The following is a 26,141-nucleotide window of genomic DNA, read 5'->3' as shown; positions in this document are numbered from 1 at the left end:
CGCATTCGCACACGCACGTCGCCAGTGTCCACAAACACTCTATCGACAGACGCCGACAGGCCCAAGTTCCGGGTTGCAGGTGCAATCAGGGTCACAAGGTTACGAGTTGGGCGCCGCCACTGCCGCCGATGGCCGGATCGGGAGCCTGTTGACCGGGCGGCCCGTGGCCGCGCGGACCGCCGAGGCCACCGCCGCGGGGGCCGTGACCACCGGGACGGCGCTCGCCGGCTTGGCTCCGAAGGGGGCCACCACGTCGCGTTCCTCGACGAGTTTGACGATGCGGACCGTCGGGGCGTCCAGGGAAGTGGGCAGGGCGTAGCCCGTGAGGTCGGGGTGGCGGATCAGGCCCGAGGCGGTGCGGAGGTTCTCCGTCAGGGCCGCGCCGACGCCCTGGATGACGCCCGCTTCGATACGGGCCGCCAGCTGGCGGGGGTTGAGGACGCGGCCGACGTCCTGGGCGACCGCGAGTTCCACGACGCGTACCGAGCCGAGCTCGATGTCCACGTCGACCACCGCGCGGATCGCGCAGAAGGCGAGGCCGACGAAGGCGTCGCCCTGGCCGTCGCCGTCCAGCGGCTCCGTCGGGTGGGGGCGGCACTGGGCGGTGGCCCAAAGTTCCTTGCCCTCCATCGCTTCCGCGACGGTCGTGGAGAAGGCTCCGTCGTACGACGTGATCCGGCCATCCGCGATCTGGAGGAGTTCGGTGGACATGCCGAGCTTGTGGGCCATCGGCTGGAGGAGCTGCGTACGGACCATCTTCGCGGCCCGCTCGACGGCGCCGCCCGAGACCCAGGTGTGGCGGCCGTGGGCGGAGGGGCCCGCCGGCGGCTGGTCGGTGTCGACCGGGGCGGTGACGACCTCGTCCACGCCCAGGGTCTCCTGGACGATCTGGCGGGCGAGCGTGGAGAAGCCCTGGCCGGTGTCGACGGCCGCGCAGATGACCGTGGCCGCGCCGCCGACGATCTTCACGGTCGCCGTGGACACCTCGTCGGTGCCCTCCGCGCCGAGCATGTGGACCATGCCGACCCCGTACCCGACGCCGCGCCGTACCGCGCCCGGCTCGCCCGCGCCCTCCAGGCCGCCCGGGAGCAGCCACTCCTCCTCCGGGGTGTCCTTGGGGAGGGCGGGCAGTTCGTGGTCGCGCACCGCGCGCAGGAGTTCCGCGACGGGGGCGGGGCAGGTGACCGTCTGGCCGGTCGGGAGCAGGTCGCCGGTGGCCAGGACGTTGCGCAGGCGCAGTTCGGCGCCGTCCATGCCGAGGGCGGCCGCCAGCTTGTCCATCTGGCCCTCGTAGGCCGCGCAGACCTGCATGGCGCCTTCGCCGCGCACGTGGCCCGACGGGGGGTTGTTCGTACGGACCGCCCAGCCTTCGACGAAGGCGTGCGGGACCACGTACGGGCCGCAGGCGAAGGCCACGGCTGCCGCGAGGGATTCCGAGGAGGCGTCCGCGTACGCGCCCGCGTCCATCAGGATCTGGGCCTCGACCTTGACCAGCCGGCCGTCGGCGTCCGCGTGGTGGCGGTAGCGCAGCAGCGTCGGGTGGCGGTGGGGGTGGCCGAGGAAGGACTCCTCGCGGGTGGCGGCCAGTTTGACCGGGCAGCCGGTGCGCAGGGCGAGCAGGCCCAGCGGGAGCTGGAAGGCGGCGTCCTCGCGGTCGGCCGTCGCGCCGGGGACCCCGGTGACCACGACCCGTACGCGGTCCGGTTCGAGGCCGAAGCAGGCGGCGGCCAGGTCGCGGTCGGTGTGCGGGTCGGTGGAGGCGGTGTAGATCTCCACGCCGCCGTCGGGGCGCGGTACGGCCAGTCCGGCCTCGGCGCCGATGGGGGCGGGGTCTTGGCGGCCGATGCGGTAGAGGCCCTCGACGACGAACTCGCCGGTGGCTTCGGGGTCGCCGTAGCGCAGCGGGATGTGCCGGATCAGGTTGCCGTCGGGGTGCAGGTCGGGGGCGCCGAAGGCCTGTTCGGGGTCGGTGACCGGGTCGAGGAGCTCGTACTCGACGGCGATCGCGGCGGCCGCGAGGCGTGCGGTGTCCGGGTGGTCGGCGGCGACGGCGGCGATGGGCTCGCCGTGGTGGCGGACCACGTCGTGCGCGAAGACGGGCCGGTCGGCGATGCGGCGGCCGTGCGTGGTGGCGCCGGGGACGTCGGCGTGGGTGACGACGGCCCGCACGCCGGGCATTTCGGCGGCGGCGGAGGTGTCGATGGAGAGGATGCGGGCGTGGGCGTGCGGAGAGCGCAGCACGGCGGCCCAGAGGAGGCCCTCGGCCCACAGGTCGGCGGCGTAGGGGAAGGTGCCCTCGGTCTTGGCCCGGGTGTCGGTGGCCGAGACGGACGCGCCGATGCCGCGCGGGACGGCCGACTCCGCCGGCTCCGCGCCCTCGGAAACCGGTGTCGTGACCGCTGCCGGGACCGTCGCCGCGTCGTGGGCGCTCACGCCGTGCCTCCCTCGTGGTTGCCGTGGTTGCCCTGCATCCCGTGGTTCCCCTGGTTGCCCTGGTCGCCGTGGTTGCCCTCGTTGCCCTGCATGCCGTGGACGCCGCCCTCGCCCGGCGGGGCCTGGTGCGGGATCCGGGCCTCGGCGGAGGCCGCGGCGGCCGCTTCGGCCGCCGATCCGCGCTCGGCCACGACCTCGCGCACGGCCTCGATGACGCCCGAGTAGCCGGAGCAGCGGCAGAGGTTGCCGCACAGGGCCTGGCGGGTCTCCAGCTCGCTGGGGGCGTGGTTGCCTTCCAGCAGATCGTGGATGGTCATGGCCATGCCGGGGACGCAGAACCCGCACTGCACCGCACCCGACCTGCACAACGCCTCTTGTACGTCCGACAGTTCCCCGTCGGTCGCGAGACCTTCCACGGTCCGGACCTCGCTGCCCGCCGCGGTGGCCGCCGGGACGAGGCAGGAGGCGACGAGCCGGCCGTCGACCTGCACGGCGCAGGCGCCGCATTCGCCCTGCGAGCAGCCGTCCTTGGCGCCGGCGAGGCCGAGGCGCTCGCGCAGCACGTAGAGGAGGGACTCGCCGATCCACGCGCCGGTGACGGGGCGGTCGGCGCCGTTGACGCGCAGGACGTAGGAGGCCGACGGGTGCTCGTGATGTGCGACGGCCGCGGCGTCCGCCGCATCGGCGTCTTCTTCCTCGTACGTCGCCCGCTCGCCCGAAACCCCTTCGGCCGTCTCCGCAGAAGCCGCCTGGACAGCCAGGTCGGCGTCCTCCGTACCCGGCGCGGGCGCGGCCCCGGCTTCGCCGCCGGCCGGCACGGCTCCGCCGTCACCCTGCTGCGCCTCGACGGCCCCGGCTCCGGCCGGATCCGCGGCTTCGCCCGCGACCCCCTCGACCTCGACGGCCCCGGCTCCGTCAGCGCTCCGCGCTCCGTCAGCACCCCGGGCTTCCTCGCCACCCCGGGCTTCGTCACCCCGGGCTTCGCCCTCGCCCCCCGGATGCGGCCGCTCCCCCGAGTCCGGGACCTGCGCCGGACCGTGGGCGGCTTCGATGTCGTGCGGGGCCGGGTAGCCCGGCTCCCCGTCCAGCGGGGTACCGACCCCCGGGCCGCCCAGCACGCGCGGTCCGCGCCCCGGGCCCGAGCCGAAGGATCCGCCGGCCGGTGCGAAGACCCCGGGGAACACCCCGGAGCCCAGCGGGTCGGAACCCAGACCCTCGGACCCCGCACCGTCGGAACGCGGCCCGTCCGAGCCCGGCCCGTCCCCGCCCGGCTGCTGCGCCACGTACCCGCGCGCGCCCTCGAAGTCCGGATGGGCCGCCCACGGAGCCGCGGCCCCGCCGGGCAGTGTCGCGGGGGCCCGGCTCCAGTCGGCCGAGGCCGCGAGCTGCCCGAAGCTGCCCGTGTCGCCCGCGCCTCCGGGCGTCCACACGTCGCTCGCCTCCGCCTCGGGGAACCGCCACTCGGCGGTGGACCCCGGCTCGTGCACCGCGGCCCGGTTCCCCGCGAAGGGCTCGCCGAAGGGCTCGCCGAAAGGCTCTGCGAAGGACTCCGCGAAAGGCTCCGCGTGGGGCTGCCCGAAGGTCTCCGCGACGGGCTCGGCCACCGGCTCCGCCGCCGGATCCGCGAAGGCCGCGGCCACCGATGCAGGGATCGGCACCGACGCCGGGATCGGAGCCCGCGCCGCGGACCCCGAACCTCCCGCGCCCGCACCCGCGTCCACCGGAGCCGACGCGCCGGCCTCCGGCCACTGCACCGGGATCGTCCACGTGCCCGTGGCCGCCGGATCCGTACTCCCCGTACCCAGCGGCACGATCATCGGCGGCGGCACGTAGCCGTGCCCGGGGGCCGCGAGGGGCTCCCCGGTGCCGAGCGCGTCCAGCATGTCCTGCGGCAGTTTCACGAAGGCGGTCGCGTCGGAGTCGTACTCGCCGCCGTGCGGCACCGGCTCCCAGCCCCAGTGGGGACCCGTGGACCCCGTCGGACCCGCGGTACCCGTGTTCTCGTTCTCACTCATGAGCTCAGCGCCCTCCCCAGGGCCCTCCGTGCCAGCACGGCCACCGTCCGCCGCAAATGCAGTACTGCGGGAGCCACCGGCTCCCCCTGGTCGGGGACGCACGCCGCCGCGACGTACTCGCCGAAGGCTTCCAGCGCCTCGGGGGCCAGACTGCGGTCCCCGTCCCAGTCGATCAACGAAGCAACCCACTGCTCGGCTTCCAGCGGCCGCAGCGGCATCGGGGCGACCGCGCCGATCGCGCAGCGCACGCCCCGGCGCGCGGGGTCCAGTACGAGTCCCACGGACGCCACCGCGCGCCCCGGTCCCGTACGTCCCGTGGCCTTGAGGAACACCTGCGGCGCGTGCAGCAACGGCACCCGCACGAAGCCGATCAGCTCTCCGGGGCGGAGCATCTCCCGGCCGGCGAGCAGGTGCGAGACCGGGATCTCGCGCCGCGATCCGCCGGGTCCGACGATGACGAGCACGGCCTCCAGCGCGGCCAGCACGGGCAGCGCGTCACCGGTCGGCGCGGCCGTGGCGATGTTGCCGCCCAGCGTGCCGGCGTTGCGGATCTGCGGCGGGCCCGAGGCGCGCGCGGCGGCGGCCAGGGCCGGGATGAGGGCGGCGAAGTCCGGCCGGCCCATGCGCGCGTGCGTGAGGCCGGCGCCGAGGAGCGCGTGGCCGTCCTGGTACTGCCAGCCGCGGATCTCGTTGATCCGGCCGAGGCCCACCAGGGCGGCGGGGCGCAGGAGTCCCGCGTTGACGGCGGCCATGAGGTCGGTGCCGCCCGCCACGGGGACGGCGGCGGGCATGGCCGCGAGCGCCGCCACGGCCTCGTCGAGCGAGGCCGGCAGCGTCACGGACTGCGCCGCGTTCCCCGCCCGCGGGTCGCTGCGGGGCCCCTGGGACGAATCCCGTGCCTGCGGTGCGTGCGTGGTCAACCCAGCTGCCCCTTCCCGATGTCCCGGTCCCGGCGCTCACGCCTGTCCGCCGTACGGTACGTGCTCACCGCCGGGAGGTGGCAACTCTGGCACATCTTCCGGAGCACCGGACGCGAGGGTCCACCGCCCGCGCACCACCGGCGCACCACCCCCGCGAAGCCCTGCGCGCAGCCCCCGTACGGGCCCCCGCACGGCCCCCGCACCACCAGCGCGATCACGCCGTGATCCGGCCGCGACCGGGCTGGGATCCGGCCGTGATCGGGTCTCGCTCCGGCCTCGATCCGGCCTCGATCCCGCGCGGGCGGCGCCGCGTTCCCCGCCGGCGCCGCCGCTGTGCCGCCACCGCGGCTCATCCCCGGAAGGGCTCGTCACACGTTCGGGGGCGCTCCCTCGATCGGGCGGCCGAGCACTCCGGGCCTGCGCTGCCACGGCAACGGGCCGCCCGGCGGCCGGTAGCCGACCCCGAGGGCGTCCAGGCGCCGGTAGTGCGCCGTCATCCGCGCCTCGAAGTCCGCGTAGTCCCGCTCCTCGGGCCGCGGCAGCCGGGACCACACCACCTCGGCGAAGGCGGTGAGGCGCGGGAACGCCTGGTAGTCGACGCGGCTCTGGTCCTCCATCACCTCGGTCCACACGTTGGCCTGCGCGCCCAGCACGTGGGCGGCGGCCTCTTCGGACAACTTCGGCGGTACCGGTTCGAACCGGTACACATCCTCCAATGTCCGTACGTACCCGATGGGCATCGGCTCGTCCCCGCCGCCCGCCTGACGGTGGTCCAGGTACACCTGCTGCTCGGGGCACATCACCACGTCGTGGCCGGCCTCGGCGGCGGCGATGCCGCCCGCGTAGCCGCGCCAGGAGGACACGGCCGCTCCCGGAGCCAGGCCGCCCTCCAGGATCTCGTCCCAGCCGATGAGCCGGCGGCCGCGCTCGGCGAGCCAGCCGTCGAAGTGCCGGATGAACCAGGACTGCAGACCGTCCTCGCCGTCGACCCCCAGCTCGCGGATCCGCTCCTGCGCGACCGCGGAGGCCTTCCACTGCGCCTTGGGGCACTCGTCGCCGCCGATGTGCACGAAGGGCGAGACCTCGGCCGGGAACAGCTCCAGCAGTTCCTCGAAGACCCCCTCGTAGAACCGCAGGACGGCCTCGGTGGGCGCGAGCACGTTCTCGTTGATGCCCCAGTCGTCCCACACCCCGAGTGCGGCCGTGTCCACGACGTCGGTGTTCCCGAGCTCCGGGTACGCGGCGATCGCGGCCTGCGAGTGCCCCGGCACGTCGATCTCCGGCACCACCCGCACGTGCCGCTCCGCCGCGTACGCGACGATCTCGCGCAGGTCGTCCTGGGTGTAGAAGCCGCCGTGCGGGGTCTCGTTCCACAGCGGCGAGGCCCGGTGGCCCCACCGGCTGCGGGCCCGCCACGCGCCGACCTCGGTGAGCCTCGGGTAGCGCTTGATCTCGACCCGCCAGCCCTGATCGTCCGTCAGGTGCAGGTGGAGCACGTTGAGCTTGTGGGCGGCGAGCAGGTCGATGTACCGCAGCACCGCGTCCTTGGGCAGGAAGTGCCGGGCGACGTCGAGCATCAGGCCGCGCCACGCGAAGCGGGGGCCGTCCGCGATGCCCACGTACGGCAGGCTCCAGGTCCGGCCGGGCAGCGGGGCCTTCCGGTAGGCGTCGGGGCCCAGGAGCTGACGCAGCGTCTGGGCGGCCCAGAACAGCCCGGCCGGGCTCGCGCCGGTCAGCTCCACTCCGTCGGCGTCGACGGTGATCCCGTAGGACTCCGGCCCGAGTTCGCCGGCGCCTTCCGGATCGATCCGCAGCCGTACGTCGCCGCGCGCACCGGCCGCCGCGGCCGGCAGGCTCCAGCCGGTGGCGGAACCCAGCTCCCGGCGCAGCCACCGGGCGACTCCCTCGGAGCCCGGCCCGGCCGTCAGGACCGGCTCGGGCCCCAGCACGAGGCGGCGGCCGCCCCCGTCCGGAACCGCGACCTGGGGTACGGGGATCAGGTCCATGCGTCAGCCCTTCACAGCAGCCAGCCTGTTGCACAGTGCGCAACGCCCGTTCCGCACCGTGCTCGTCGCGGCCGACCCTAACCCGCCCCGGGGGTACGGAAAAGGCCCCCGGGGCGCACATCCGCGCACCGGGGGCCTTCGTCCTGCTTCAGGCGGGCCGGAGGACTACTTCCCGTCCTTGCCGCCCTTGTCCTTGTCCCCGCCGGGGCCCATGGACTCGTAGATCTCCTTGCACATGGGGCAGACCGGGTACTTCTTCGGGTCGCGGCCCGGAACCCAGACCTTGCCGCAGAGCGCGACGACGGGGGTGCCCCCGAGCGCGCTCTCCATGATCTTGTCCTTCTGGACGTAGTGGGCGAAGCGCTCGTGGTCGCCGTCGCCGTGGGACACCTGCGGCGTCGGCTCTACGAGGGTCCCCGTACCAGTCCCGCGATCGGGCTCAAGAGTGCTCATGACTGCCAGGGTACCGAGTCCCTCGCGCGCGAGGGATCCGCGGCGGCCGCACCGGCCGCCCCGCCCCCGGCCTCAGTTCAGCGACGGGTCGTCCGCGTACGTGGCCACCATGGCCAGCTCGCTGCGCTGGCGCCGCAGCACGGCGCGCCAGAGCCGCTCGGGGTCCGGGAAGGAGACGTCGCCCGGCTCCGAGTCGACGACGTACCAGGCGCCCACGCCCAGTTCCTCCTCCAGCTGCCCCGGGCCCCAGCCCGAGTACCCGGCGAAGATGCGCAGGCCGCCGAGGGCCGCCGCGAGGAGTTCCGGCGGGGCCTCCAGGTCCACCAGGCCGATCGCCCCGTGCACCCGGCGCCAGCCGAGCGGTCCCTCCTCGCCCGGGATGACCGCCAGCCCCAGCGCGGAGTCCAGCGCCACCGGGCCGCCCTGGAAGACCACTCCGGGGTCCTTGGCCAGCGGAGCCCAGGGCAGCAGGACGTCACCGACGCCCACCGGGGTGGGCCGGTTGAGGACGACGCCGAGCGAGCCCTGCTCGTCGTGGTCGAGCAGCAGCACCACCGCGCGGTCGAAATTCGGGTCCGCGAGGGCGGGGGTGGCCACGAGCAGCCGCCCTGTGAGGGAGGACACCTCGGTCATGGCGACATGATCTCGCACATTCGCCCGCGAGGGGGAGTGGGCGGCACGACCGGACCGTACGCAGCTCAGGGCGCACCGCGGCAGTACGGGGCGCGCGCGGGCAGCCGGCCGGACCCCCGGCCGGAAGGAGACGCTCCGCTATCTGGCGGGCACCCAGGGTGTTGTGCCGAATTCATGACAGTCCTACGGCCCCGTCAGCCTTACGAACAGGGGGGTCATGCCCCTTACCCTTTTCACTGGCCCCCTGCCCACCCCTCTCCGGAACGCGAGATTCATGACCGGCATCAGTGACGATGTACTGCTTGTCCACGGCGGAACTCCGCTCGAGGGCGAGATCCGTGTCCGCGGCGCGAAGAACCTCGTACCCAAGGCGATGGTCGCGGCCCTGCTCGGCAGCGAGCCGAGCCGGCTGCGCAACGTTCCCGACATCCGGGACGTCCGGGTCGTGCGCGGGCTGCTCCAGCTGCACGGGGTGACCGTCCGCCCCGGTGACGAACCGGGCGAGCTGGTGCTCGACCCCTCGCACGTCGAGAGCGCGAACGTCGCCGACATCGACGCGCACGCGGGGTCCTCGCGGATCCCGATCCTGTTCTGCGGCCCGCTGCTGCACCGCCTCGGCCACGCCTTCATCCCGGGCCTGGGCGGCTGCGACATCGGCGGCCGGCCGATCGACTTCCACTTCGAGGTGCTCCGCCAGTTCGGCGCGACCATCGAGAAGCGCGAGGGCGGTCAGTACCTGGAGGCCCCCCAGCGCCTGCGCGGCTGCAAGATCCGCCTGCCCTACCCGTCGGTCGGCTCGACCGAGCAGGTGCTGCTGACGGCCGTCCTGGCCGAGGGCGTCACCGAGCTCAGCAACGCCGCCGTCGAACCGGAGATCGAAGACCTCATCTGCGTCCTGCAGAAGATGGGCGCGATCATCTCCATGGACACCGACCGGACCATCCGGATCACCGGTGTCGACCGCCTGGGCGGCTACAACCACAAGGCGCTCCCGGACCGGCTGGAAGCCGCCTCCTGGGCGTCCGCGGCGCTCGCCACCGGCGGAAACATCTACGTGCGCGGCGCGCAGCAGCGTTCGATGATGACGTTCCTGAACACCTTCCGCCGGGTCGGCGGGGCGTTCGAGATCGACGACGACGGCATCCGCTTCTGGCACCCGGGCGGCCCGCTCAACGCCATCGCGCTGGAGACGGACGTCCACCCCGGCTTCCAGACCGACTGGCAGCAGCCGCTGGTCGTGGCGCTGACCCAGGCCACCGGCCTGTCGATCGTCCACGAGACGGTCTACGAGTCCCGTCTGGGATTCACCTCCGCGCTCAACCAGATGGGCGCGCACATCCAGCTCTACCGCGAGTGCCTGGGCGGCAGCGCCTGCCGCTTCGGCCAGCGCAACTTCCTGCACTCGGCCGTCGTCTCGGGGCCCACCAAGCTCCAGGGCGCCGATCTGGTCATCCCCGACCTGCGCGGCGGGTTCTCGTACCTGATCGCGGCGCTCGCCGCCGAGGGCACCTCGCGGGTGCACGGCATCGACCTGATCAACCGGGGCTACGAGAACTTCATGGAGAAGCTCGTGGAACTGGGCGCCAAGGTCGAACTTCCGGGCGGCGACCTCGTCTGACCGGCGAGATCCACACAGACCGTCCCAGAACGCCCCCACAGGCCCCGTACAGGGCCTGTGGGGGCGTTCTGGCCCCCGGAGGCCATCCGGTACCCCGGGAGCGCCGAGAGGCGGCCACCCGGTGCCGGGTGGCCGCCTCTCGCGTAATACGTACTACTGCCGTCCCGAAAGCCTGTACGGCCCCCGGCACAAGGGCGTACTACTTGCCCTTGGCGGCTTCCTTGAGCTTGGAGCCCGCGGAGACCTTCACGCTGTAGCCGGCCGGGATCTGGATGGGGTCGCCGGTCTGCGGGTTGCGCGCGGTGCGAGCGGCACGGTGGGTGCGCTCGAAGGTCAGGAAGCCGGGGATGGTGACCTTCTCGTCGCCCTTGGCGACAATCTCGCCGACGGTCTCGGCGAGCGCGGCCAGAACGGCGTCGGCGTCCTTGCGGGTCACCTCGGCGCGCTCGGACAGAGCGGCCACCAGCTCACTGCGGTTCATGTTGTACTCCCGTGTTCAACGTGCCTTAGAGGCGTGAGATCGAAGCCGATGCTGCCAGGGCCCTAGGACAGTCCCCGGACCCGGGTCTGACGTCAGACCCTCTCGCCCGGTTACGCATCCTGCCCCCACCACCGGCGGGAAAGCCAATCCGGCACCCACCGGGGTCACACGAAAAGCGCCACAGTCACGCCGCGGTGACGCTCCGTCCGCACCAGAAGGCGTCCGGATGGGTGTCCGGAGACGCGGACCGCGGACCACGCGGGCATCCCCGCAACCCTATGGGCGGCCCGGGGGGCCCGCATCCCGCGACGCGCCGGGGATCAGGCGGAGGTGGGCGCCGTCACAGCCGCGGAGGCGGCCTTGCGGACGGCTCCGGCGACCGCGCCCGCGACCTTGTCGTTGAAGACCGACGGGATGATGTAGTTCGCGTTCAGCTCGTCCTCGCCGACCACGTCGGCCAGGGCGCTCGCGGCGGCCAGCATCATCTCGGTGTTGACCGTGCGCGACTGGGCGTCCAGCAGGCCGCGGAAGACACCCGGGAAGACCAGCACGTTGTTGATCTGGTTCGGGAAGTCGGAACGGCCGGTGGCCACGACGGCGGCGGTCTGGCGGGCGATCGCCGGGTCCACCTCGGGGTCCGGGTTCGCGAGCGCGAACACGATCGCGCCTTCCGCCATGGCGGCCACGTCCTCGCCGGACAGGACGTTGGGGGCCGAGACGCCGATGAACACGTCGGCGCCCGCCACGGCCTCCTTCAGGGTGCCCGTGTAGCCCTCGGGGTTGGTGTTGTCGGCGATCCAGCGCAGCGGGGAGTCCGGGGCCGCGTCGACGAGGTCGGGGCGGTCCACGTGCACCACGCCGTGGATGTCGGCGCTGACGGCGTTCTTGACGCCCGCGGCGAGGAGCAGCTTGAGGATGGCGGTACCGGCGGCTCCGGCGCCCGACATGACCACCTTGACGTCGCCAACGGCCTTGCCCACCACGCGCAGTGCGTTGGTGAGGGCGGCGAGGACCACGATGGCGGTGCCGTGCTGGTCGTCGTGGAAGACGGGGATGTCGAGGGCCTCGCGCAGCCGGGCTTCGATCTCGAAGCAGCGCGGCGCGGAGATGTCCTCCAGGTTGATGCCCGCGAAGCCCGGGGCGATCGCCTTGACGATGGCGACGATCTCGTCGGAGTCCTGGGTGTCCAGGCAGATCGGCCATGCGTCGATGCCGGCGAAGCGCTTGAAGAGGGCCGCCTTGCCCTCCATGACGGGCAGCGCGGCCATCGGGCCGATGTTGCCGAGGCCCAGCACGGCGCTGCCGTCCGTCACGACTGCGACGGAGTTGCGCTTGATGGTCAGACGGCGGGCGTCCTCGGGGTTCTCGGCGATCGCCATGCACACGCGGGCCACGCCCGGGGTGTAGATCATCGAGAGGTCGTCGCGGTTGCGGATGGGGTGCTTCGACTGCATCTCGATCTTGCCGCCGAGGTGCATCAGGAAGGTGCGGTCGGAGACCTTGCCGAGGCTGACCCCCTCGATCCCGCGGAGCTTCTCGACGATCTCGTCGGCGTGCGCCGTGGACGTCGCGGCGATGGTGACGTCGATACGGAGCTTCTCGTGGCCGGATGCGGTCACGTCGAGGCCGGTGACCGAGCCACCGGAGGACTCCACGGCGGTGGTGAGCTGGGAGACCGCGGTACCGCTCGCGGGCACTTCCAGGCGGACCGTCATCGAGTACGAGACGCTGGGCGCCGTTGCCATGGCCGTGTTCCTCTTCTGTCCCTGGTTCTTTTACACGCAGGGTCCCGCGCTGCACCGCCGAGAACATGGCAGGTATGGCAGGACCTGTTGTCCGATCGTCCCACCTACCAGCCGGTACAAGGTAACCAGCTACAAATTTCGGAAGAACACTTCCACCATACGAGATAACTCTCGCCTGTGGAATGGGTGGCCCATACAAAAAGGTCCGCGCCCTCCACTGGGTGGAGGACGCGGACCTGATGCTTCCTACGTTTACGACACCGACCCGCCATGCTCGCCTCGCGGCAAGTGGTCGCTCTAGGCGACTAAGGTTGGGCCCGGGGGCTTGGATCGAGTCGGTGCCGTAACCCAGGCTAACAAAGGTTCGCCCGAAGCGATCCCCCCACCGGCGACCGGTTGCGGGACCACGCTCTTGGCCGCCGACCAACCGGCCCTACGAGGTGCCCACCGAGGTGCCGTGCCGAGGCGCCTACGGCTGGAGCAGCGCCGCGACCCCCTCGGCGTCCGGGGCGTCCCGGTCGGTGGAGATCACCGTCAGCTGCTGCGTCGCACGGGTCAGGGCCACGTAGAGCACCCGCAGGCCGGCCGGGGACTCGTCCGCGATCTCCGCCGGGGAGACGACCACCGTGGCGTCGTACTCCAGGCCCTTCGCCTCCAGGCTGCCCAGCGCGACCGCCCGCTCCCCCAGGTGCGCGAGCCACCCCGCGGCCTCCGCGCGCCGGTCCATGGCCACGACCACGCCGACGGTGCCGTCCACCTGCTCCAGCAGCCGCCGGGTCTCCTCCACGACGGTGGAGCGCAGATCCTCAACGACCGCCGTGAAGCGCGGCAGCAGGCCCGTGGAGCGCACCGCCGTCGGCGGCTCCGTGCCCGGCGCGGCCAGCTTCAGCACGCGCGAGGCGACCTCGGCGACCTCGGCCGGGTTGCGGTAGTTCACCGTCAGGGTGAACTTGCGCCGCGGCCGCGTGCCCAGCGCCTCGTCGCGCGCTGCGGCCGCCTCCTGCGGATCGGTCCACGAGGACTGCGCCGGGTCACCGACCACCGTCCACGTGCCGCCCCGGCCGCGGCGGCCGACCATCCGCCACTGCATCGGCGTCAGGTCCTGCGCCTCGTCGACGATGACGTGCGCGTACTCGGTGCGCTCCGCCGCGAGCCGCTCCGCCCGCTCCCACTGGGTCTCCTCGCGGGTGGGCATCAGCTCCTCCAGCCCGCTCAGCTGGTCCAGCGGGTTCAGCTCCCGCTTCCGCTTCGGCCGTGCGGGCGCGCCCAGCAGCTGCTGGAGCTCGTCCAGCAGCGCCACGTCGTGCACCGACAGGGCGCCCTTGCCGTCCGGGCCCACCCGGCGCAGGGAGCGCGCCACCTGGCGGGTCTCGCGCGGGTTCAGGTCCCGGCGCGACCAGCGCGACAGGCGCCGCTCGTCGGCCATGGAGGCCAGCACGGCGCGCGGGGTCAGCTCGGGCCACCAGGCGTTCAGGAAGTCGATGAACGCGTCCTCCGTCGAGATGTCCTCGTCGAAGGCGGAGCGCAGCTCGGCCGCGAGCTCCGGGTCGCTGTGCCGGCCGGCGCCGCCGGACTTGGAGTACAGCGCGTCCAGCAGGAGCTTGCGGGCGCGCGGGCGCAGCAGGTTGACGGGGGCGGTGCCGGACAGGACGTTCTGCCGGATCCGGTCGAGGTCGGGGGCCTCCAGCTCCTGGCGGCGCCCGAAGGCCACCACGCGCAGCCGGTCGGGGGCGGGGGTCCCGCCGGGACCGCCGAACTCCAGGGCGCCCCGTACGGCCTTGCGCAACACCTTCAGCATCCGGGACGAGCCCTTGATGCGTGCCGTGGACGGGTCGTCGTACGTGGTCGCCTCGGCCCCGTCGACGAGCGAGCCGAGCGCCCGGATGGCGACCTGGCCCTCCTCGCCGAGGGAGGGCAGGACACCCTCGGTGTAGGCCACCAGCAGCGGGGTCGGGGAGACGATCAGGATGCCGCCGGAGTAGCGCCGGCGGTCCTGGTAGAGCAGGTAGGCGGCGCGGTGCAGGGCGACGGCGGTCTTGCCGGTGCCCGGTCCGCCCGCGACCTCGGCGACCGAGGCGGCGGGCGCCCGGATGACGAGGTCCTGCTCGGCCTGGATGGAGGAGACGATGTCGCGCATCGAGTGGGTACGGGCCCGCCCCAGGGCGGCCATCAGGGCGCCGTCGCCGATGACGGGCAGCTCGTCCCCGTCGAGGAAGGCGGTCACCTCGGGGCGCATCAGGTCGTCCTCGACTCCGAGCACCTTGCGGCCCTTGGAGCGGATGACGCGGCGGCGCACGACGCGGCCGGGATCCTTGGGGGTGGAGCGGTAGAACGGCGCGGCCGCGGGGGCGCGCCAGTCGATGACGAGCGGCGCGTAGTCGGAGTCGAGGACCCCGATGCGGCCGATGTGGAGCGTCTCGGCGATGTCGGCCGTGAGGTCGGTACGGATCGCGTCGTCGGCGGGCTCGACGGAGGTGAAGGCGCCGTCGGGGCCCCGCTCCCCGTCCTTGCCGAGGACCAGGTCGATGCGGCCGAACAGGAAGTCCTCGAACTCGTTGTTGAGACGGTTGAGGTGGATTCCGGCACGGAACACCTGCGCGTCCCGTTCCGCGAGGGCGCCGGGCGTGCCGACCTGGCCACGCTTGGCGGCGTCGTTCATCAGGAACTCCGCCTCGTGGATCTTCTCCTCAAGGCGTCGGTACACGTGATCGAGATGCGTCTGCTCGACCGCGATCTCCCGATCGCGGACGGAATCCGCCGTGCTGTCGACAGCGGCATTCTGCGCGGCCACCAAGGCCCCTTTCTGACGTGCATGGGCAGCCGTCAACCGTACGCGAAGGGGCCCGTCCGCGCACGCCCCTTCCAGGACGGCTCGCGGATCAGGACGAAGATCACGCCCGGCGGGCGCCGCGGGCGGGGTCAGCCGGGGCGCGATTCCAGGACGCGGCGCCGGTGGCGGGCCACGCGCTCGCGGTTCCCGCACAGCTCGCTGGAGCACCAGCGGCGGCGGTGTCCGCGCGAGGTGTCGAGGTAGACCCGGGCGCAGCCGTCGCCCTCGCAGGCGCGCAGCAACTCCCGTTCGCCGGGGTCGGTGAGCAGTTCGACGGCGTCCCGGGCCACGGCGGCGAGCAGCCCGGCGCATTCGACGCCGCCGCACAACTCGCGCACGAGGTGCCCTTCTTGGTCCTGTACGGCACACAGGCCCGGGGGTGGACCGGCGGCCGCCGCGTTGACCCGGGCCAGCGCGGCCCCGGGCGGCGCGGCTCCGGCCAGCTCGGCCCGTACGAGGCTCTCGACGTCGGCGCGCAGCTCCCGGAAGGCCCGCACCCAGTCGTCCCCGACGCGGCTCAGCGGCGTCCGGCCGGGCACCAGCCCGGCTCCGGTGAGCCACAGCCGCAGCCCGGCCCCGTCCCGGATGCCCTCGGTCTTCGCGAGAGGCGCAAAAGTAGCCACCAGGTCCAGGCAGACCCGCCCGGAGTCGAACCACATGCCCGTCACCGCCTCCCACTCGGGGCGTGCCCCCAGAGTGCCCGTCTGCGGGGCCGTCGGCTAGAGGGCGGGCGGCTCGTCGTTCAGGAGCAGTTGGAAGAGGCGGTGGTCCTGCCAGTCCCCGCCGACGTGCAGGAAGCGGGGCGCGAGCCCGTACGGCTCGAAGCCGGCCTTCTCCAGCACCCGCTGGGAGGCCAGGTTGTCGACCCTCGTACCCGCCTCGACCCGGTGCAGCCGCTCCTCGTCGCGGGCGATCCGGCAGACCTCGTGCAGCGCGGCGGTGGCCAGCCCCCTGCCGGCCCAGGCCTGGTCGATCCAGTAGCCGACGGAGGCGCTGAGCATCGGCCCGCGCACGATGTTCTGGAGGTTGATCACCCCGACCTGCTCGCCGTCGGCGGCGACCAGCACGAAGGACCGCGCCCGGCCGCCCTCCTGCTCCGCGAGGATCCCTTGGATCCGGGCCCGCTGCCCGGCCTCGGTGTAGAACTCCTCGTCCCGCCAGGGCTCGTAGGGAGCCATGTGAGCGCGGTTGCGCACCAGCGTCTCGGCCCTCCCGGCGGCGTCTTCCAGCCGCAGGGCCCTCATCTCCACACCGTCAATGATCATCCGGGCACGCTAACGGACGGCCCGGGCCCCGGCCAGAGGGGAGCCCCTGCGGCTTCCGGCCCGGTCCTGCCGCAAGGGACGGCCCGGTCCCTCAGGCGTCCGCGTACTTCGTGTCGGCGGACATGTCCAGCGACAGCCGGTAGCCGCGCTTGACGACGGTCTGGATGAGGTTCGGGGCGCCCAGGGCCACGCGCAGGCGGGCCATCGCCGTTTCCACCGCGTGCTCGTCGCGGCCCGCGCCGGGCAGGGCGCGCAGGAGCTCGGAGCGGGCCACGACCCAGCCCGGGCGCCGGGACAGGGCCCTGAGCAGGGCCATGCCGGCCGGCGGGACGGGGCGCAGCTCGCTGTCGACGAGGACCGCGTGGCCGCGCAGCTCCAGCCGGTGTCCGGCCACCGGGAGCACGCGGGCCCGGCCCGGGAGTTCCTGGCACAGGAGCTGCACGAGGGGTCCGAGCCGGAAGCGCTCGGGCTGCACCGTGGGCACGCCTTCCGCCTGGAGCGGCAGGGCCGTCACCGGCCCCACGCACGCGGACAGGACCGACCCGCCGGTCAGCGCCTCGATCACGGGTTCCCGTACGCCCCGCTCCGCGGCCCGCGTCAGCAGGGAGGCCGCCGCCGGGGCGGAGGTGAAGCTCACCGCGTCCACCGCGCCCACGGCCACCGCGTCGATCAGCCGGTCCAGCGGCCCGAGGTCCTCCGGCGGCATCCACCGGTAGACGGGTACGCCGACCACCTCGGCCCCGCCCGCCCGCAGGGCCTCGATGAACCCGGGCAGCGGTTCCCCGTGCAGCTGGAGGGCGATGCGCCGGCCGGCCACCCCGGCCGAGAGCAGCCGGTCCAGTACCTCGGCGAGCGATTCCGAGCGCGGGGACCAGGTCTCCACGAGCCCGGCGGCCCGGATCGCGCCCTTCACCTTCGGTCCGCGCGCCAGCAGTTCGGTCTCCCGCAGCCGCCCGAGGAGTTCCTCGCCGAGCCCCCACCCGTCGGCGGCCTCGATCCAGCCGCGGAAGCCGATGGCGGTGGTCGCCACCACCACGTCGGGCGCGCAGCCGATGAGTTCCTTGGTGGCGGACAGCAGCTCGGCGTCGTCGGCGAGCGGCACGATCCGCAGGGCGGGGGCGTGCAGCACGGTGGCCCCGCGGCGGCGCAGCAGGGCGATGAGCTCGTCGGCCCGCCGGGCGGCGGTGACCCCGACGGTGAATCCGGCGAGCGGGCCGGCCGGCGGACCGGTGTGGATGTCGTGCATGGTGACCTGCCTCGCGCAGTGGGGTCCGGTGTCGGGGTCCGGTGTCGCGTTCACACGCACTCGTGAGGTTCGCGTGGACCGAGCCTGCCCTGGGGGCGTATCAGGCTCGGTTCACGCGTATTTCGGTGCCGTTAACCGACGTGTGGCCGCCGTTACACCGAGGTGAGCTGCGGCTTCGCCTCCGCCCCGGCCGTGGGGATCATCACCTGGGCGGGCCGGCGAAGGTATACCGCCCAGGTGACGGCGCAGCACACCGCGTAGAAGCCGAGGAAGGTCATGAAGGCCGCCGTGCCCGAGCCGGAGCTCAGGAAGGCCTCCCGGAAGACCAGGTTGATGCCGAGCCCGCCGAGCGCGCCGACCGCGCCGATGAGTCCCATGGAGGCGCCGGACAGCCGCCGCCCGTACGCGGCCGCGTCCTCGCCGCTCATCCCGCGGGCCAGCGCCTTCGCCTGGAAGATGCCGGGGATCATCTTGTAGGTGGAGCCGTTGCCGAGCCCGCTGAGGACGAAGAGCCCCACGAAGCCGACGAGGAAGACCGGCAGGGATTCCCGTACGGAGGCCGTGATCACCACTCCGGTCGCCGCCGCCATCGCCACGAAGGTGCCCAGGGTGATCCACGCGCCGCCGAAGCGGTCCGCGAGGGCCCCGCCGACCGGCCGGATCAGCGAGCCGAGCAGCGGTCCGATGAAGGTGAGCGAGGCCGCCTGGAGCGGCGTGCGGCCGAATTGCGTCTGGAGCACCAGTCCGAAGGCGAAGCTGTAGCCGATGAAGGAACCGAAGGTGCCGATGTACAGGAACGCCATGATCCAGGTGTGCCCGTCGCGGGCCGCGTCGCGGACGGCTCCGGTGTCGTTGCGCACGGGGGCCAGGTTGTCCATCCGCAGCGCGGCGAGCGCCGCCGCGATCACGATGAGCGGGATGTAGGCGCCGAGGAGCAGCCGCGGGTGGCCGGCCCCGGCCGTGCCGATGACCAGCAGGGCGACGAGCTGGACGACGGGGACCCCGATGTTGCCGCCGCCCGCGTTGAGGCCGAGCGCCCAGCCCTTCTTGCGGAGCGGGAAGAAGGCGTTGATGTTCGTCATCGACGAGGCGAAGTTGCCGCCGCCGACCCCGGTCAGCGCGGCCACCAGCAGGAACGTGTTGTACGAGGTCCCGGGCTCCATCACCAGCCAGGCGGCGACCGTCGGCGCGAGCAGCATCAGGGCGCTGAAGACCGTCCAGTTGCGGCCGCCGAAGCGGGCCACCGCGAAGGTGTACGGGACGCGGACCAGGGCGCCCACGCAGGTGGCGGTGGCGATGAGGAAGAACTTTCCGGCGGGGTCGATCCCGTACTGCGGGCCCATGAAGAGCACCATCACGGACCACAGGGACCAGATCGAGAACCCGATGTGCTCGGAGAGCACGGAGTAGATCAGGTTCCGGCGGGCCGTCTTCTCCCCCGTCTCGCGCCAGAAGGTCTCGTCCTCGGGGTCCCACCGCTCGATCCAGCGGCCACCCTTGCGCGGTGCGGTCGTACTGGTCATCACACGCCTCCACAGCTGCTGCGATCACGTCGCGCTCGTCGCGCTCGTCGGCCTTGTCCGGCTTGCCGGGCTCGTCGCGTCTCGTCCGTGGTGACGACCGTAGGAAGGGCTCGTTTCAGCCCCGGTCCCCGCCGGATGACCGGCGGGAAACCTTGCACTCACCCAGCGCCCGGGCCCGGTGTGAGCGCGGGCAGCCAGCTGTCCGCGGGGACCTCCAGCCAGCCGCGCCCGGCGCCGAGCTCCGCGGCAGCGGCGCGCAGGGCGTCGAGCCCGGGGTGGCTCATTCCCTTGCGCCACACCATGGCGAGCGGTGACAGCGGTACCGGCGCGGTCAGCGGCCGCTTGACGCAGCCGGGCATGTCGACGAAGTCCACCGTGGCGAGCACCGGATTGCCCGTCTTGACCATGACCCGGCGGAACTCGTCCTTGCCCATCGCCACCGGCGCGGGCGGCGCGGGCTCGATGCCCCGCCCGGCGAACAGCTCGCGCGCCAGCCCGGTCCACTCCAGGGTCCGCGGGTTCCCGGCCCCCGCGTACACCGTCTCCCCGCGCAGCGCGTCCAGGGGTACGGAGTCCAGCCCGGCCAGCGCGTGCCCCTCGGCCAGCACCACCGCGAGCGGCTCGTACCGTACGGGCGTCTGCGCGAGGCGGGCCCGCAGCGCCGGGTCGAGGCCGTCGGCGTACCCGAAGGAGACGTCGAGGCGGCCGGCGGCGATCTCGGCGGCGGCGTGGGTGAGCCCGGACTCGAAGCGGGCCATCAGCTCGCAGTCGGGGGCGAGCTCGCGGGCCCGGTCCAGGACGGCGCGCGCGGTGCCGGGGCCGTCGGTGTTGAGGTCGACGAGCAGCGGCCGGGCGGTGGTGTCCCCGGCGAAGGCGGCGGCCAGCTCCTCGTGGGCGCGCAGGACGCCCCGGGCCAGGGGCAGCAGCCGCTCCCCGTCGGAGGTGAGCTCGACGGCGCGGGTGGTGCGGGCGAACAAAGGCGCGCCCAGAGCCTGTTCGAGGCGGCGCACGTCCCGGCTCAGGGCCTGCTGGGCGACGTAGAGCCGGGCGGCGGCACGGGTGAAGTGCAGTTCCTCGGCCACGGCGAGGAAGGAGCGCAGCAGGCGGGGTTCGACGTCTCGGGGAGTCACCTGCGGAGACTAACAACACAGGGCGGTGAATCACCCCCGAACAGGTGTTGGACCCGTACGGCCCCTGGGCCCGAGCCTTGATCCATGCCCACCACCCCGCTGATGACCGTCACCGGCACCACCCTGGTCCTCGCCCCCGGCCCCGCCCCCACCCCCGGGCGGCCGGGTCGCCGCCCGGCCCGCACCCCCGGCCCGTACCGGCGGCTGTTCGCCCTCCCCGGCACCCGCGGCTTCACCACCGGGAACCTCATCGCCCGGCTCCCCATGGGCATGTTCGGGATCAGCGCCGTCATGATGATCGCGGGCCAGCGCGGCTCGTACGCCCTCGCCGGCGGGGTCGTCGCGGCCGGTCTGGCGGCCACCGCGGTCGTGGCCCCCTGGACCGCCCGGCTGGTCGACCGGCACGGGCAGGCCCGCGTCGCCGTACCGGCCACCCTGATCGCCGTACTCGGCTCCCTCTCGCTCGTCGCGTGCGTCCGCAGCGAGGCGCCCGCCTGGACCCTCTTCGCCTCCTACGCCGCCACCGCGACCACCCCCAACATCGGCGGCATGTCCCGCGCCCGCTGGACGCACCTGCTGAAGGGCGACCCCGCGGCGCACCACACCGCGATGTCCTTCGAACAGGCCGCGGACGAGCTGGCGTTCATGCTCGGGCCGGTGGTCGCCGCGTTCCTCTGCACCACCGTCTTCCCGGAAGCGGGCACGCTCGTCGGCGCCGCGCTGCTCCTGACCGGGATGCTGGTCTTCACGGCCCACCGCGCCACGGAGCCCCCGGCGGCGGCGCCGGTCCGCGGCAAGTCGCCGCTGCGGAGCCTGGGACGGCTGCTGCCGCTCTTCTTCGTCCTCGGCACGATGTTCGGCTCGCTGGAGATCACCTCCGTCGCCCACCTCGGCGGGCACGGCCTCGGCGCCCTCTCGGGCCCGGTCATCGCCCTCCAGGCGGCGGGCTCCTGCCTGGCCGGCCTGCTCTACGGCACCCTGCGCCCGCGCGGACTGCCGGTCTGCCTGGCCGTCCTGGCCGGGGCAATGGCCCTGCCCTGGGCGGCGGCCGCCACCGGCTCGGTGCTCGCCCTCGCCGCGGCCCTGCTCGCGGCCGGCACGGCCACGGCCCCGGTCATGGTCACCGCGATGTCCCGGATCCACGCCGTGACCCCGCCGGGTCGGCTCAACGAGGGCATGACCCTCGCCGTCACCGCCATCTTCGCGGGCATCTCGGCGGGCTCCGCGACGGCCGGCGCCGCGATCGACCACTGGGGCACGACGGCCCCGTACGTCCTCCCGGCGGCGGCGGCCCTGCTGGCCCTCCTCGTCGGCACGGGGACCGTGCGCGCCTCCCGGGGCGCCTGACACGACAAAGGCCCCGCAGCCTGATGGCCGCGGGGCCTTTGCCCAACATGGGGGTTGTGGAGATGGCGGGAATCGAACCCGCGTCCAACGGTGCAGAAGTAGGGCTTCTCCGAGCGCATTCCGCTGCGCTTTTCTCAGCCCCGGAGATCACACGGACAAGTCTCCGACGGGCTCAGTCACTGTTTGATTTCCCTCTATCCCCCGTGACCGGAGTTAGAGGTTTAGATCCCTAATTGACGCCAGGATCCGGACCGGGACCACTTCCGGGCTGACGCTCCTCACAGAGGCTTCAGCTCACTGTTATTAGGCAGCGAGGGTGAAGCGGGAGTTATCGCTCTTGGAGTTGGCGATTATTGTTTGCGACATATGGTTAACGAGATCATTGCCGCTTTCTCGGCTCGCTTCCCCTACATCGACATCCGCTGTCGAAACCGATCATCCCCATGTTTCACGCTGTTCAGTTATGAGATCCAGCAGGCGCTCTCCATGCGTCCCGCTCGACCGGCGCCACTCGCAAGCGTGTGGTGCTGACGCCATGGTACGCGACGTGGACCACACTCTGCCAGGACATTAAAGCTGGCCGCGCTCCTTGCGCTTCACGGCCGAGATCACCCGGTTCGTCTCGCGCGTGTCCTGCTTCTCGCGCAGCGACTGCCGCTTGTCGTACTCCTTCTTGCCCTTCGCCAGCGCGATCTCGATCTTCGCCCGGCCGTCCTTGAAGTACAGGGCGAGCGGCACGATCGTGTTGCCCGTCTCCCCCGTCTTCGAGTCGAGCTTGTCGATCTCCTCGCGGTGCAGGAGCAGCTTGCGCTTGCGCCGCGCGCTGTGGTTGGTCCAGGTGCCCTGGCTGTACTCGGGCACGTGCACGTTGTAGAGCCAGGCCTCGCCGCTCTCCACCGACACGAAGCCGTCCACCAGCGAGGCACGTCCCTGACGCAGGGACTTGACCTCGGTACCCGTGAGCACGAGACCGCACTCGTAGGTGTCGATGATCGTGTAGTCGTGCCGCGCCTTCTTGTTCTGGGCGATCAGCTTGCGCCCTGTTTCCTTAGCCATAGTGCGGTCATTTTCGCACTATGGACCCACCCCGATGCCACCCAATACCGTGCGGGCCCGTTCCTCGACCCGGTCCGCCGCCGCCAGGTCCGGGGTGATGCCCGCACCGTCCAGGCTGCGGCCCGCCGGAGTGCGGTACGTACCCACCGTCAGCTCCGCCACCGAACCGTCCGGCAGCTCCGTCGGCATCTGCACCGAGCCCTTGCCGAAGGTGCGGGTACCGACCGCCACCGCACGGCCCCGGTCCTGCAGGGCCCCGGTGACCAGTTCGGCCGCGCTCATCGTGCCGCCGTCGATCAACGCCACCAGGGGCCGGGCCGTATCGCCGCCCGGGGTCGCGTAGAGGGCGCGCTGGGCGCCGCGCACGTCGTACGTGGCCACCAGCCCGCCGTCCAGGAAGGCGGAGGCGGCCGTCACGGCCTCGGTGACCAGGCCGCCGGTGTTGCCGCGCAGGTCGAGCATGACCCCGCCGCCGGGCGGCGCGGCGCGCACCGCGGAGCGGACCCGGTCGCCGGAACCCCGGGTGAAGGAGGCGACCTTGATGACCGTGATCCCGCCGGGCAGTTCGCGCACCGTCACCGGCTCGCTGCGCAGCCGCTCGCGCCGCACGGTCTGCGTGAGGTCGGCCCCGCCACGGGTCAGCTTCAGGACCACGGGGGTGCCGGCCTCGCCGCGCAGCAGGGCCACCACCTCGGCCACCTTGAGCCCGGTCACGCTCTGCCCGTCGATGCTGAGCAGCCGGTCCCCGGCGCGCATCCCGGCCCGCGCCGCGGGGCTGCCGGGCTGCACCCGGTCGATCTCGATGCGGCCGTCGCGCAGCCGCCCGGCCCACAGGCCGACGCCCGTCCAGTGGCCGTCCAGGTCGTCGGCGAAGGCCTCGTACTCGCCCTGGTCGTACACCGCGGCCCAGCGGTCCCCGCTGCGGCTGACCACCTCCTGGGCCGCCGACTTCGCGGACTTGCCCTCGGCGACGGCCTCGGCGGCCGCGCGGGCCACCGCGTCCCGGTCGGCGGTGCCCGTCTCGCGGTGCGCCTGCGCCGGTGCCCGCGTCCCGGGCAGGGCCCCGGCCGCGGAGGGCTCCGTACCCGCCACCAGCGCGGCGGGACGCGCGGCCCGCCCGGCGCCGGGGTACTCCCAGCTCCCGGTGCAGGCACCGGCCCCCACGGCGGCGAGGAAGAACAACGTCAAAACGGCCCCGCGACGCACGTCGCGGGGCCGGAGACAGAGGGCGGGCAGTCCCGGCATGGCGCCGAGTCTAGGACAAGGCCCGCGGCGGTACGGGTGGTTGGCCGTACCGCTCGCGGGGCGCTCGTCACACCTTCAGGTACTTGCGCAACGCGATGAAGGCGGCCAGCGAGGGCATCAGCACGCCGATCACGAGCACCAGCGGCAGCTTGGTCAGGACCGAGTCCCAGCCGATGAAGTTGATGAGCTCCATCTTCTCGCGCAGTGCGGCGCCGTGGTCGATCACGAAGTACTGGCCGGCGCCGAGCATCCCGCAGGCGAGCAGCGCGCCGATCAGGCCGGCGAAGGCCGCCTCCATGATGAACGGCACCTGGATGTAGAAGCTGGAGGCGCCCACCAGGCGCATGATCCCGGTTTCGCGCCGACGGCTGAAGGCCGAGACGCGCACCGTGTTGACGATCAGCAGCAGGGCCACGATCAGCATGATCAGCATGATGCCGAGGGCGGCCAGGTTGAGGTAGCCGAGGAGCTTGAAGAGGTTGTCCGTCACACTGCGCTGGTCCTCGACGGCCTGGACGCCGTCACGGCCGGAGAAGGAGGTCGTGATGACCTTGTACTTCTCGGGCTGCTTCAGCTTCACCCGGAAGGATTCCTGCATCTGGTCCGGGGTGATGGAGGCCGCCAGGGGGGTCTTGCCGAACTGCTCCTGGTAGTGCTTGAAGGCCTCGTCGGCGGATTCGTAGGTGACGCCCTTGACGAGGTCCATGCCCTTGAGTTCGGCTTCCAGGGCCTGCTTCTGCTCCGGGGTCACCGCTCCCTTGGAGCAGGCGGAGCCACCCACGGTCTCCGCGTCGTTCTTGTTGCAGAGGTAGATGGAAACGTTGGCCTTGTCGTACCAGTACCCCTTCATCTTGCTCACCTGGTCGCGCATGAGCAGGGAACCGCCGAACAGGGCCAGCGACAGGGACACGGAAATGATGACCGCGAAGGTCATGGTCAGATTGCGGCGGAGACCGACCCCGATCTCCGACATGACGAACTGGGCGCGCATCGCGTCTCAGGAGCCTTTCAGTGCTGGTAGCCGTAGACGCCGCGCGACTGGTCGCGGACGAGACGGCCCTGCTCGAGTTCGATGACGCGCTTGCGCATCTGGTCGACGATCTGCTGGTCATGGGTCGCCATGATCACGGTGGTGCCGGTCCGGTTGATCCGGTCCAGCAGCTTCATGATGCCGACGGAGGTCTGGGGGTCCAGGTTGCCGGTGGGCTCGTCCGCGATCAGCAGCGCCGGCCGGTTGACGAAGGCACGGGCGATGGCCACGCGCTGCTGCTCACCGCCCGAGAGCTCGCCGGGCATCCGGTCCTCTTTGCCGCCGAGGCCGACGAGTTCCAGTACCTGGGGAACGGCCTTCCTGATCTCGCCGCGAGGTCTGCCGATGACCTCCTGGGCGAAGGCCACGTTGTCGGCCACCGACTTGTTGGGCAGCAGGCGGAAGTCCTGGAAGACGGTCCCCAGCTGGCGCCGCATCTGCGGAACCTTCCAGTTGGAGAGCTTGGCGAGGTCCTTGCCCAGGACGTGCACCTGGCCGTGGCTCGCCCGCTCCTCGCGCAGGATGAGCCGCATGAAGGTGGACTTGCCGGAGCCGGAGGAGCCGACCAGGAAGACGAACTCGCCCTTCGCGATGTCCAGAGAAACATCTCTGAGTGCGGGGCGGCTCTGCTTCGGGTAGGACTTGGAGACGTTGTCGAATCGGATCACGGGTGCACCACGGTCGCCGGGAGTAGGTGTGCGTGACCATACGCGAACAGGCGCGAGGTGTGGACCCGGCGTCCGGAGTTGCCCGATATATCCCCTGGTCCGAGAGGTGCCCGACCGCGATTGCACGGAGGGGCCGCGCCGAATGTCATCGAAGCTGGCACAGTGGGAGGGGGAACGGACCGTTTCCCGCGACCGTTGTAACCGAGGGGACGAAAGGAGGAGCGCATGACATATGACCGGCTCGTGTGCGCGAACTGCGCCGCACCCGTCAGCCAGGGCCGCTGCCCGGTGTGCCGGGCGAACCGGGGGCGCCTCCAGCAGGAGGACCCCTTCTCCGGCGGTCTCAACCCGGTGGCGCTCATCGCGCTGCTGGTGATCCTGGTGGCCGCGCTGGCACTGGTGGCTCAGCAGACGGCGTAGTTCCTCAGCCGCCACGTCCCGATCAGACGTACGGAAGCACATACACGGAAGGGCCCGGACACCTTGACGGCGTCCGG

The 26,141-nt window shown here is 72.6% G+C and carries 21 protein-coding genes and 1 other RNA gene; 3 read left to right on the top strand and 19 right to left on the bottom strand.

Annotated elements, in window-relative coordinates:
* Positions 1–99: 99 nt before the first annotated feature.
* The 6 genes from OG276_RS23290 to OG276_RS23265 form a co-directional block, all read right to left on the bottom strand.
* On the bottom strand, positions 100–2,340 hold the full coding sequence (locus tag OG276_RS23290) for a xanthine dehydrogenase family protein molybdopterin-binding subunit (RefSeq protein WP_266913050.1): 2,241 nt from the start codon (positions 2,338–2,340) through the stop codon (positions 100–102).
* A gap of 89 nt (positions 2,341–2,429) precedes the next feature.
* The gene (locus OG276_RS23285) at positions 2,430–4,448 is read right to left on the bottom strand and encodes a 2Fe-2S iron-sulfur cluster-binding protein (protein WP_266908376.1); all 2,019 of its coding nucleotides are present in this window, start codon (positions 4,446–4,448) and stop codon (positions 2,430–2,432) included.
* Positions 4,445–5,239, bottom strand: coding sequence for a xanthine dehydrogenase family protein subunit M (locus tag OG276_RS23280; protein ID WP_266913048.1), 795 nt, complete (start codon positions 5,237–5,239; stop codon positions 4,445–4,447). The genes OG276_RS23285 and OG276_RS23280 overlap by 4 nt, the downstream gene beginning before the upstream one ends.
* A gap of 497 nt (positions 5,240–5,736) precedes the next feature.
* Positions 5,737–7,374: a beta-N-acetylhexosaminidase gene (locus OG276_RS23275; protein WP_266908374.1), complete on the bottom strand. Its 1,638-nt coding sequence runs from the start codon at positions 7,372–7,374 to the stop codon at positions 5,737–5,739.
* A gap of 165 nt (positions 7,375–7,539) precedes the next feature.
* Positions 7,540–7,827: a DUF3039 domain-containing protein gene (locus OG276_RS23270; protein WP_243337322.1), complete on the bottom strand. Its 288-nt coding sequence runs from the start codon at positions 7,825–7,827 to the stop codon at positions 7,540–7,542.
* 72 nt (positions 7,828–7,899) lie between these two features.
* Complete coding sequence (locus OG276_RS23265; RefSeq protein ID WP_266908372.1) at positions 7,900–8,460, bottom strand: YqgE/AlgH family protein; 561 nt, start codon at positions 8,458–8,460, stop codon at positions 7,900–7,902.
* Between the two features lie 274 nt (positions 8,461–8,734).
* Here OG276_RS23265 and murA point away from each other — a divergent pair, with 274 nt between their 5' ends.
* Positions 8,735–10,078 (top strand): UDP-N-acetylglucosamine 1-carboxyvinyltransferase, encoded by a 1,344-nt coding sequence (murA, locus tag OG276_RS23260; protein WP_243337326.1) that lies wholly within the window; start codon positions 8,735–8,737, stop codon positions 10,076–10,078.
* Positions 10,079–10,277: 199 nt separating this feature from the next.
* Here murA and OG276_RS23255 read toward each other — a convergent pair whose 3' ends face one another.
* From OG276_RS23255 to OG276_RS23220, 8 genes are all read right to left on the bottom strand, one after another.
* Positions 10,278–10,559 carry an HU family DNA-binding protein gene (locus tag OG276_RS23255; protein WP_007264399.1) on the bottom strand — a complete coding sequence of 94 codons (282 nt, stop codon included), beginning with the start codon at positions 10,557–10,559 and terminating at the stop codon, positions 10,278–10,280.
* A gap of 320 nt (positions 10,560–10,879) precedes the next feature.
* Entirely contained in the window at positions 10,880–12,304 is a 1,425-nt protein-coding gene (locus OG276_RS23250; protein WP_266908369.1) for an NAD-dependent malic enzyme, read from the bottom strand.
* A gap of 469 nt (positions 12,305–12,773) precedes the next feature.
* Positions 12,774–15,095 carry a UvrD-helicase domain-containing protein gene (locus OG276_RS23245; protein WP_266908367.1) on the bottom strand — a complete coding sequence of 774 codons (2,322 nt, stop codon included), beginning with the start codon at positions 15,093–15,095 and terminating at the stop codon, positions 12,774–12,776.
* A 128-nt stretch (positions 15,096–15,223) separates the two neighbouring features.
* On the bottom strand, positions 15,224–15,793 hold the full coding sequence (locus OG276_RS23240; protein ID WP_266908365.1) for a CGNR zinc finger domain-containing protein: 570 nt from the start codon (positions 15,791–15,793) through the stop codon (positions 15,224–15,226).
* A gap of 60 nt (positions 15,794–15,853) precedes the next feature.
* Complete coding sequence (locus OG276_RS23235) at positions 15,854–16,399, bottom strand: GNAT family N-acetyltransferase (protein WP_266908363.1); 546 nt, start codon at positions 16,397–16,399, stop codon at positions 15,854–15,856.
* 91 nt (positions 16,400–16,490) lie between these two features.
* Positions 16,491–17,645: a uroporphyrinogen-III synthase gene (locus OG276_RS23230; RefSeq protein WP_266913046.1), complete on the bottom strand. Its 1,155-nt coding sequence runs from the start codon at positions 17,643–17,645 to the stop codon at positions 16,491–16,493.
* A 152-nt stretch (positions 17,646–17,797) separates the two neighbouring features.
* Positions 17,798–19,168 carry a nitrate/nitrite transporter gene (locus OG276_RS23225; protein WP_266908361.1) on the bottom strand — a complete coding sequence of 457 codons (1,371 nt, stop codon included), beginning with the start codon at positions 19,166–19,168 and terminating at the stop codon, positions 17,798–17,800.
* A 158-nt stretch (positions 19,169–19,326) separates the two neighbouring features.
* Positions 19,327–20,298, bottom strand: a complete 972-nt coding sequence (locus OG276_RS23220) for a LysR family transcriptional regulator (RefSeq protein WP_266908359.1) — start codon at positions 20,296–20,298, stop codon at positions 19,327–19,329.
* 84 nt (positions 20,299–20,382) lie between these two features.
* Between OG276_RS23220 and OG276_RS23215 the strand changes: the two genes are divergently transcribed.
* Entirely contained in the window at positions 20,383–21,645 is a 1,263-nt protein-coding gene (locus tag OG276_RS23215) for an MFS transporter (protein ID WP_266908357.1), read from the top strand.
* Positions 21,646–21,699: 54 nt separating this feature from the next.
* Here the strand turns inward: OG276_RS23215 and ssrA are convergent.
* From ssrA to ftsE, 5 genes are all read right to left on the bottom strand, one after another.
* Positions 21,700–22,088, bottom strand: a transfer-messenger RNA (tmRNA) gene (ssrA, locus tag OG276_RS23210).
* A gap of 127 nt (positions 22,089–22,215) precedes the next feature.
* On the bottom strand, positions 22,216–22,701 hold the full coding sequence (gene smpB, locus OG276_RS23205) for an SsrA-binding protein SmpB (protein WP_266908355.1): 486 nt from the start codon (positions 22,699–22,701) through the stop codon (positions 22,216–22,218).
* Positions 22,702–22,719: 18 nt separating this feature from the next.
* Complete coding sequence (locus OG276_RS23200; protein ID WP_266908353.1) at positions 22,720–23,946, bottom strand: S41 family peptidase; 1,227 nt, start codon at positions 23,944–23,946, stop codon at positions 22,720–22,722.
* A 67-nt stretch (positions 23,947–24,013) separates the two neighbouring features.
* Positions 24,014–24,937, bottom strand: a complete 924-nt coding sequence (gene ftsX / locus OG276_RS23195) for a permease-like cell division protein FtsX (RefSeq protein WP_266908351.1) — start codon at positions 24,935–24,937, stop codon at positions 24,014–24,016.
* A 17-nt stretch (positions 24,938–24,954) separates the two neighbouring features.
* Positions 24,955–25,644 (bottom strand): cell division ATP-binding protein FtsE, encoded by a 690-nt coding sequence (ftsE, locus tag OG276_RS23190; protein WP_266908349.1) that lies wholly within the window; start codon positions 25,642–25,644, stop codon positions 24,955–24,957.
* Positions 25,645–25,869: 225 nt separating this feature from the next.
* Between ftsE and OG276_RS23185 the strand changes: the two genes are divergently transcribed.
* Positions 25,870–26,064, top strand: a complete 195-nt coding sequence (locus tag OG276_RS23185; RefSeq protein WP_266908347.1) for a hypothetical protein — start codon at positions 25,870–25,872, stop codon at positions 26,062–26,064.
* The last annotated feature ends 77 nt before the right edge of the window (positions 26,065–26,141 follow it).

The organism is Streptomyces sp. NBC_00086 (genome assembly GCF_026343255.1).
In the GTDB taxonomy this organism is placed as follows: domain Bacteria; phylum Actinomycetota; class Actinomycetes; order Streptomycetales; family Streptomycetaceae; genus Streptomyces.
This window is presented reverse-complemented; position numbering and strand designations above follow the sequence as displayed.

Excerpts from the sequence above, each read along its gene's own strand:
- OG276_RS23275 (WP_266908374.1), bottom strand. The coding sequence starts at position 7,374 with ATGGACCTGATCCCCGTACCCCAGGTCGCGGTTCCGGACGGGGGCGGC.
- OG276_RS23250 (WP_266908369.1), bottom strand. The coding sequence starts at position 12,304 with ATGGCAACGGCGCCCAGCGTCTCGTACTCGATGACGGTCCGCCTGGAA.
- OG276_RS23285 (WP_266908376.1), bottom strand. The coding sequence starts at position 4,448 with ATGAGTGAGAACGAGAACACGGGTACCGCGGGTCCGACGGGGTCCACG.
- OG276_RS23240 (WP_266908365.1), bottom strand. The coding sequence starts at position 15,793 with ATGTGGTTCGACTCCGGGCGGGTCTGCCTGGACCTGGTGGCTACTTTT.
- OG276_RS23265 (WP_266908372.1), bottom strand. The coding sequence starts at position 8,460 with ATGACCGAGGTGTCCTCCCTCACAGGGCGGCTGCTCGTGGCCACCCCC.
- murA (WP_243337326.1), top strand. The coding sequence starts at position 8,735 with ATGACCGGCATCAGTGACGATGTACTGCTTGTCCACGGCGGAACTCCG.
- smpB (WP_266908355.1), bottom strand. The coding sequence starts at position 22,701 with ATGGCTAAGGAAACAGGGCGCAAGCTGATCGCCCAGAACAAGAAGGCG.
- OG276_RS23255 (WP_007264399.1), bottom strand. The coding sequence starts at position 10,559 with ATGAACCGCAGTGAGCTGGTGGCCGCTCTGTCCGAGCGCGCCGAGGTG.
- OG276_RS23225 (WP_266908361.1), bottom strand. The coding sequence starts at position 19,168 with ATGACCAGTACGACCGCACCGCGCAAGGGTGGCCGCTGGATCGAGCGG.
- OG276_RS23200 (WP_266908353.1), bottom strand. The coding sequence starts at position 23,946 with ATGCCGGGACTGCCCGCCCTCTGTCTCCGGCCCCGCGACGTGCGTCGC.
- OG276_RS23270 (WP_243337322.1), bottom strand. The coding sequence starts at position 7,827 with ATGAGCACTCTTGAGCCCGATCGCGGGACTGGTACGGGGACCCTCGTA.
- OG276_RS23185 (WP_266908347.1), top strand. The coding sequence starts at position 25,870 with ATGACATATGACCGGCTCGTGTGCGCGAACTGCGCCGCACCCGTCAGC.
- OG276_RS23230 (WP_266913046.1), bottom strand. The coding sequence starts at position 17,645 with ATGCACGACATCCACACCGGTCCGCCGGCCGGCCCGCTCGCCGGATTC.
- OG276_RS23215 (WP_266908357.1), top strand. The coding sequence starts at position 20,383 with ATGCCCACCACCCCGCTGATGACCGTCACCGGCACCACCCTGGTCCTC.
- OG276_RS23280 (WP_266913048.1), bottom strand. The coding sequence starts at position 5,239 with ATGCCCGCCGCCGTCCCCGTGGCGGGCGGCACCGACCTCATGGCCGCC.
- OG276_RS23235 (WP_266908363.1), bottom strand. The coding sequence starts at position 16,399 with ATGATCATTGACGGTGTGGAGATGAGGGCCCTGCGGCTGGAAGACGCC.
- ftsX (WP_266908351.1), bottom strand. The coding sequence starts at position 24,937 with ATGCGCGCCCAGTTCGTCATGTCGGAGATCGGGGTCGGTCTCCGCCGC.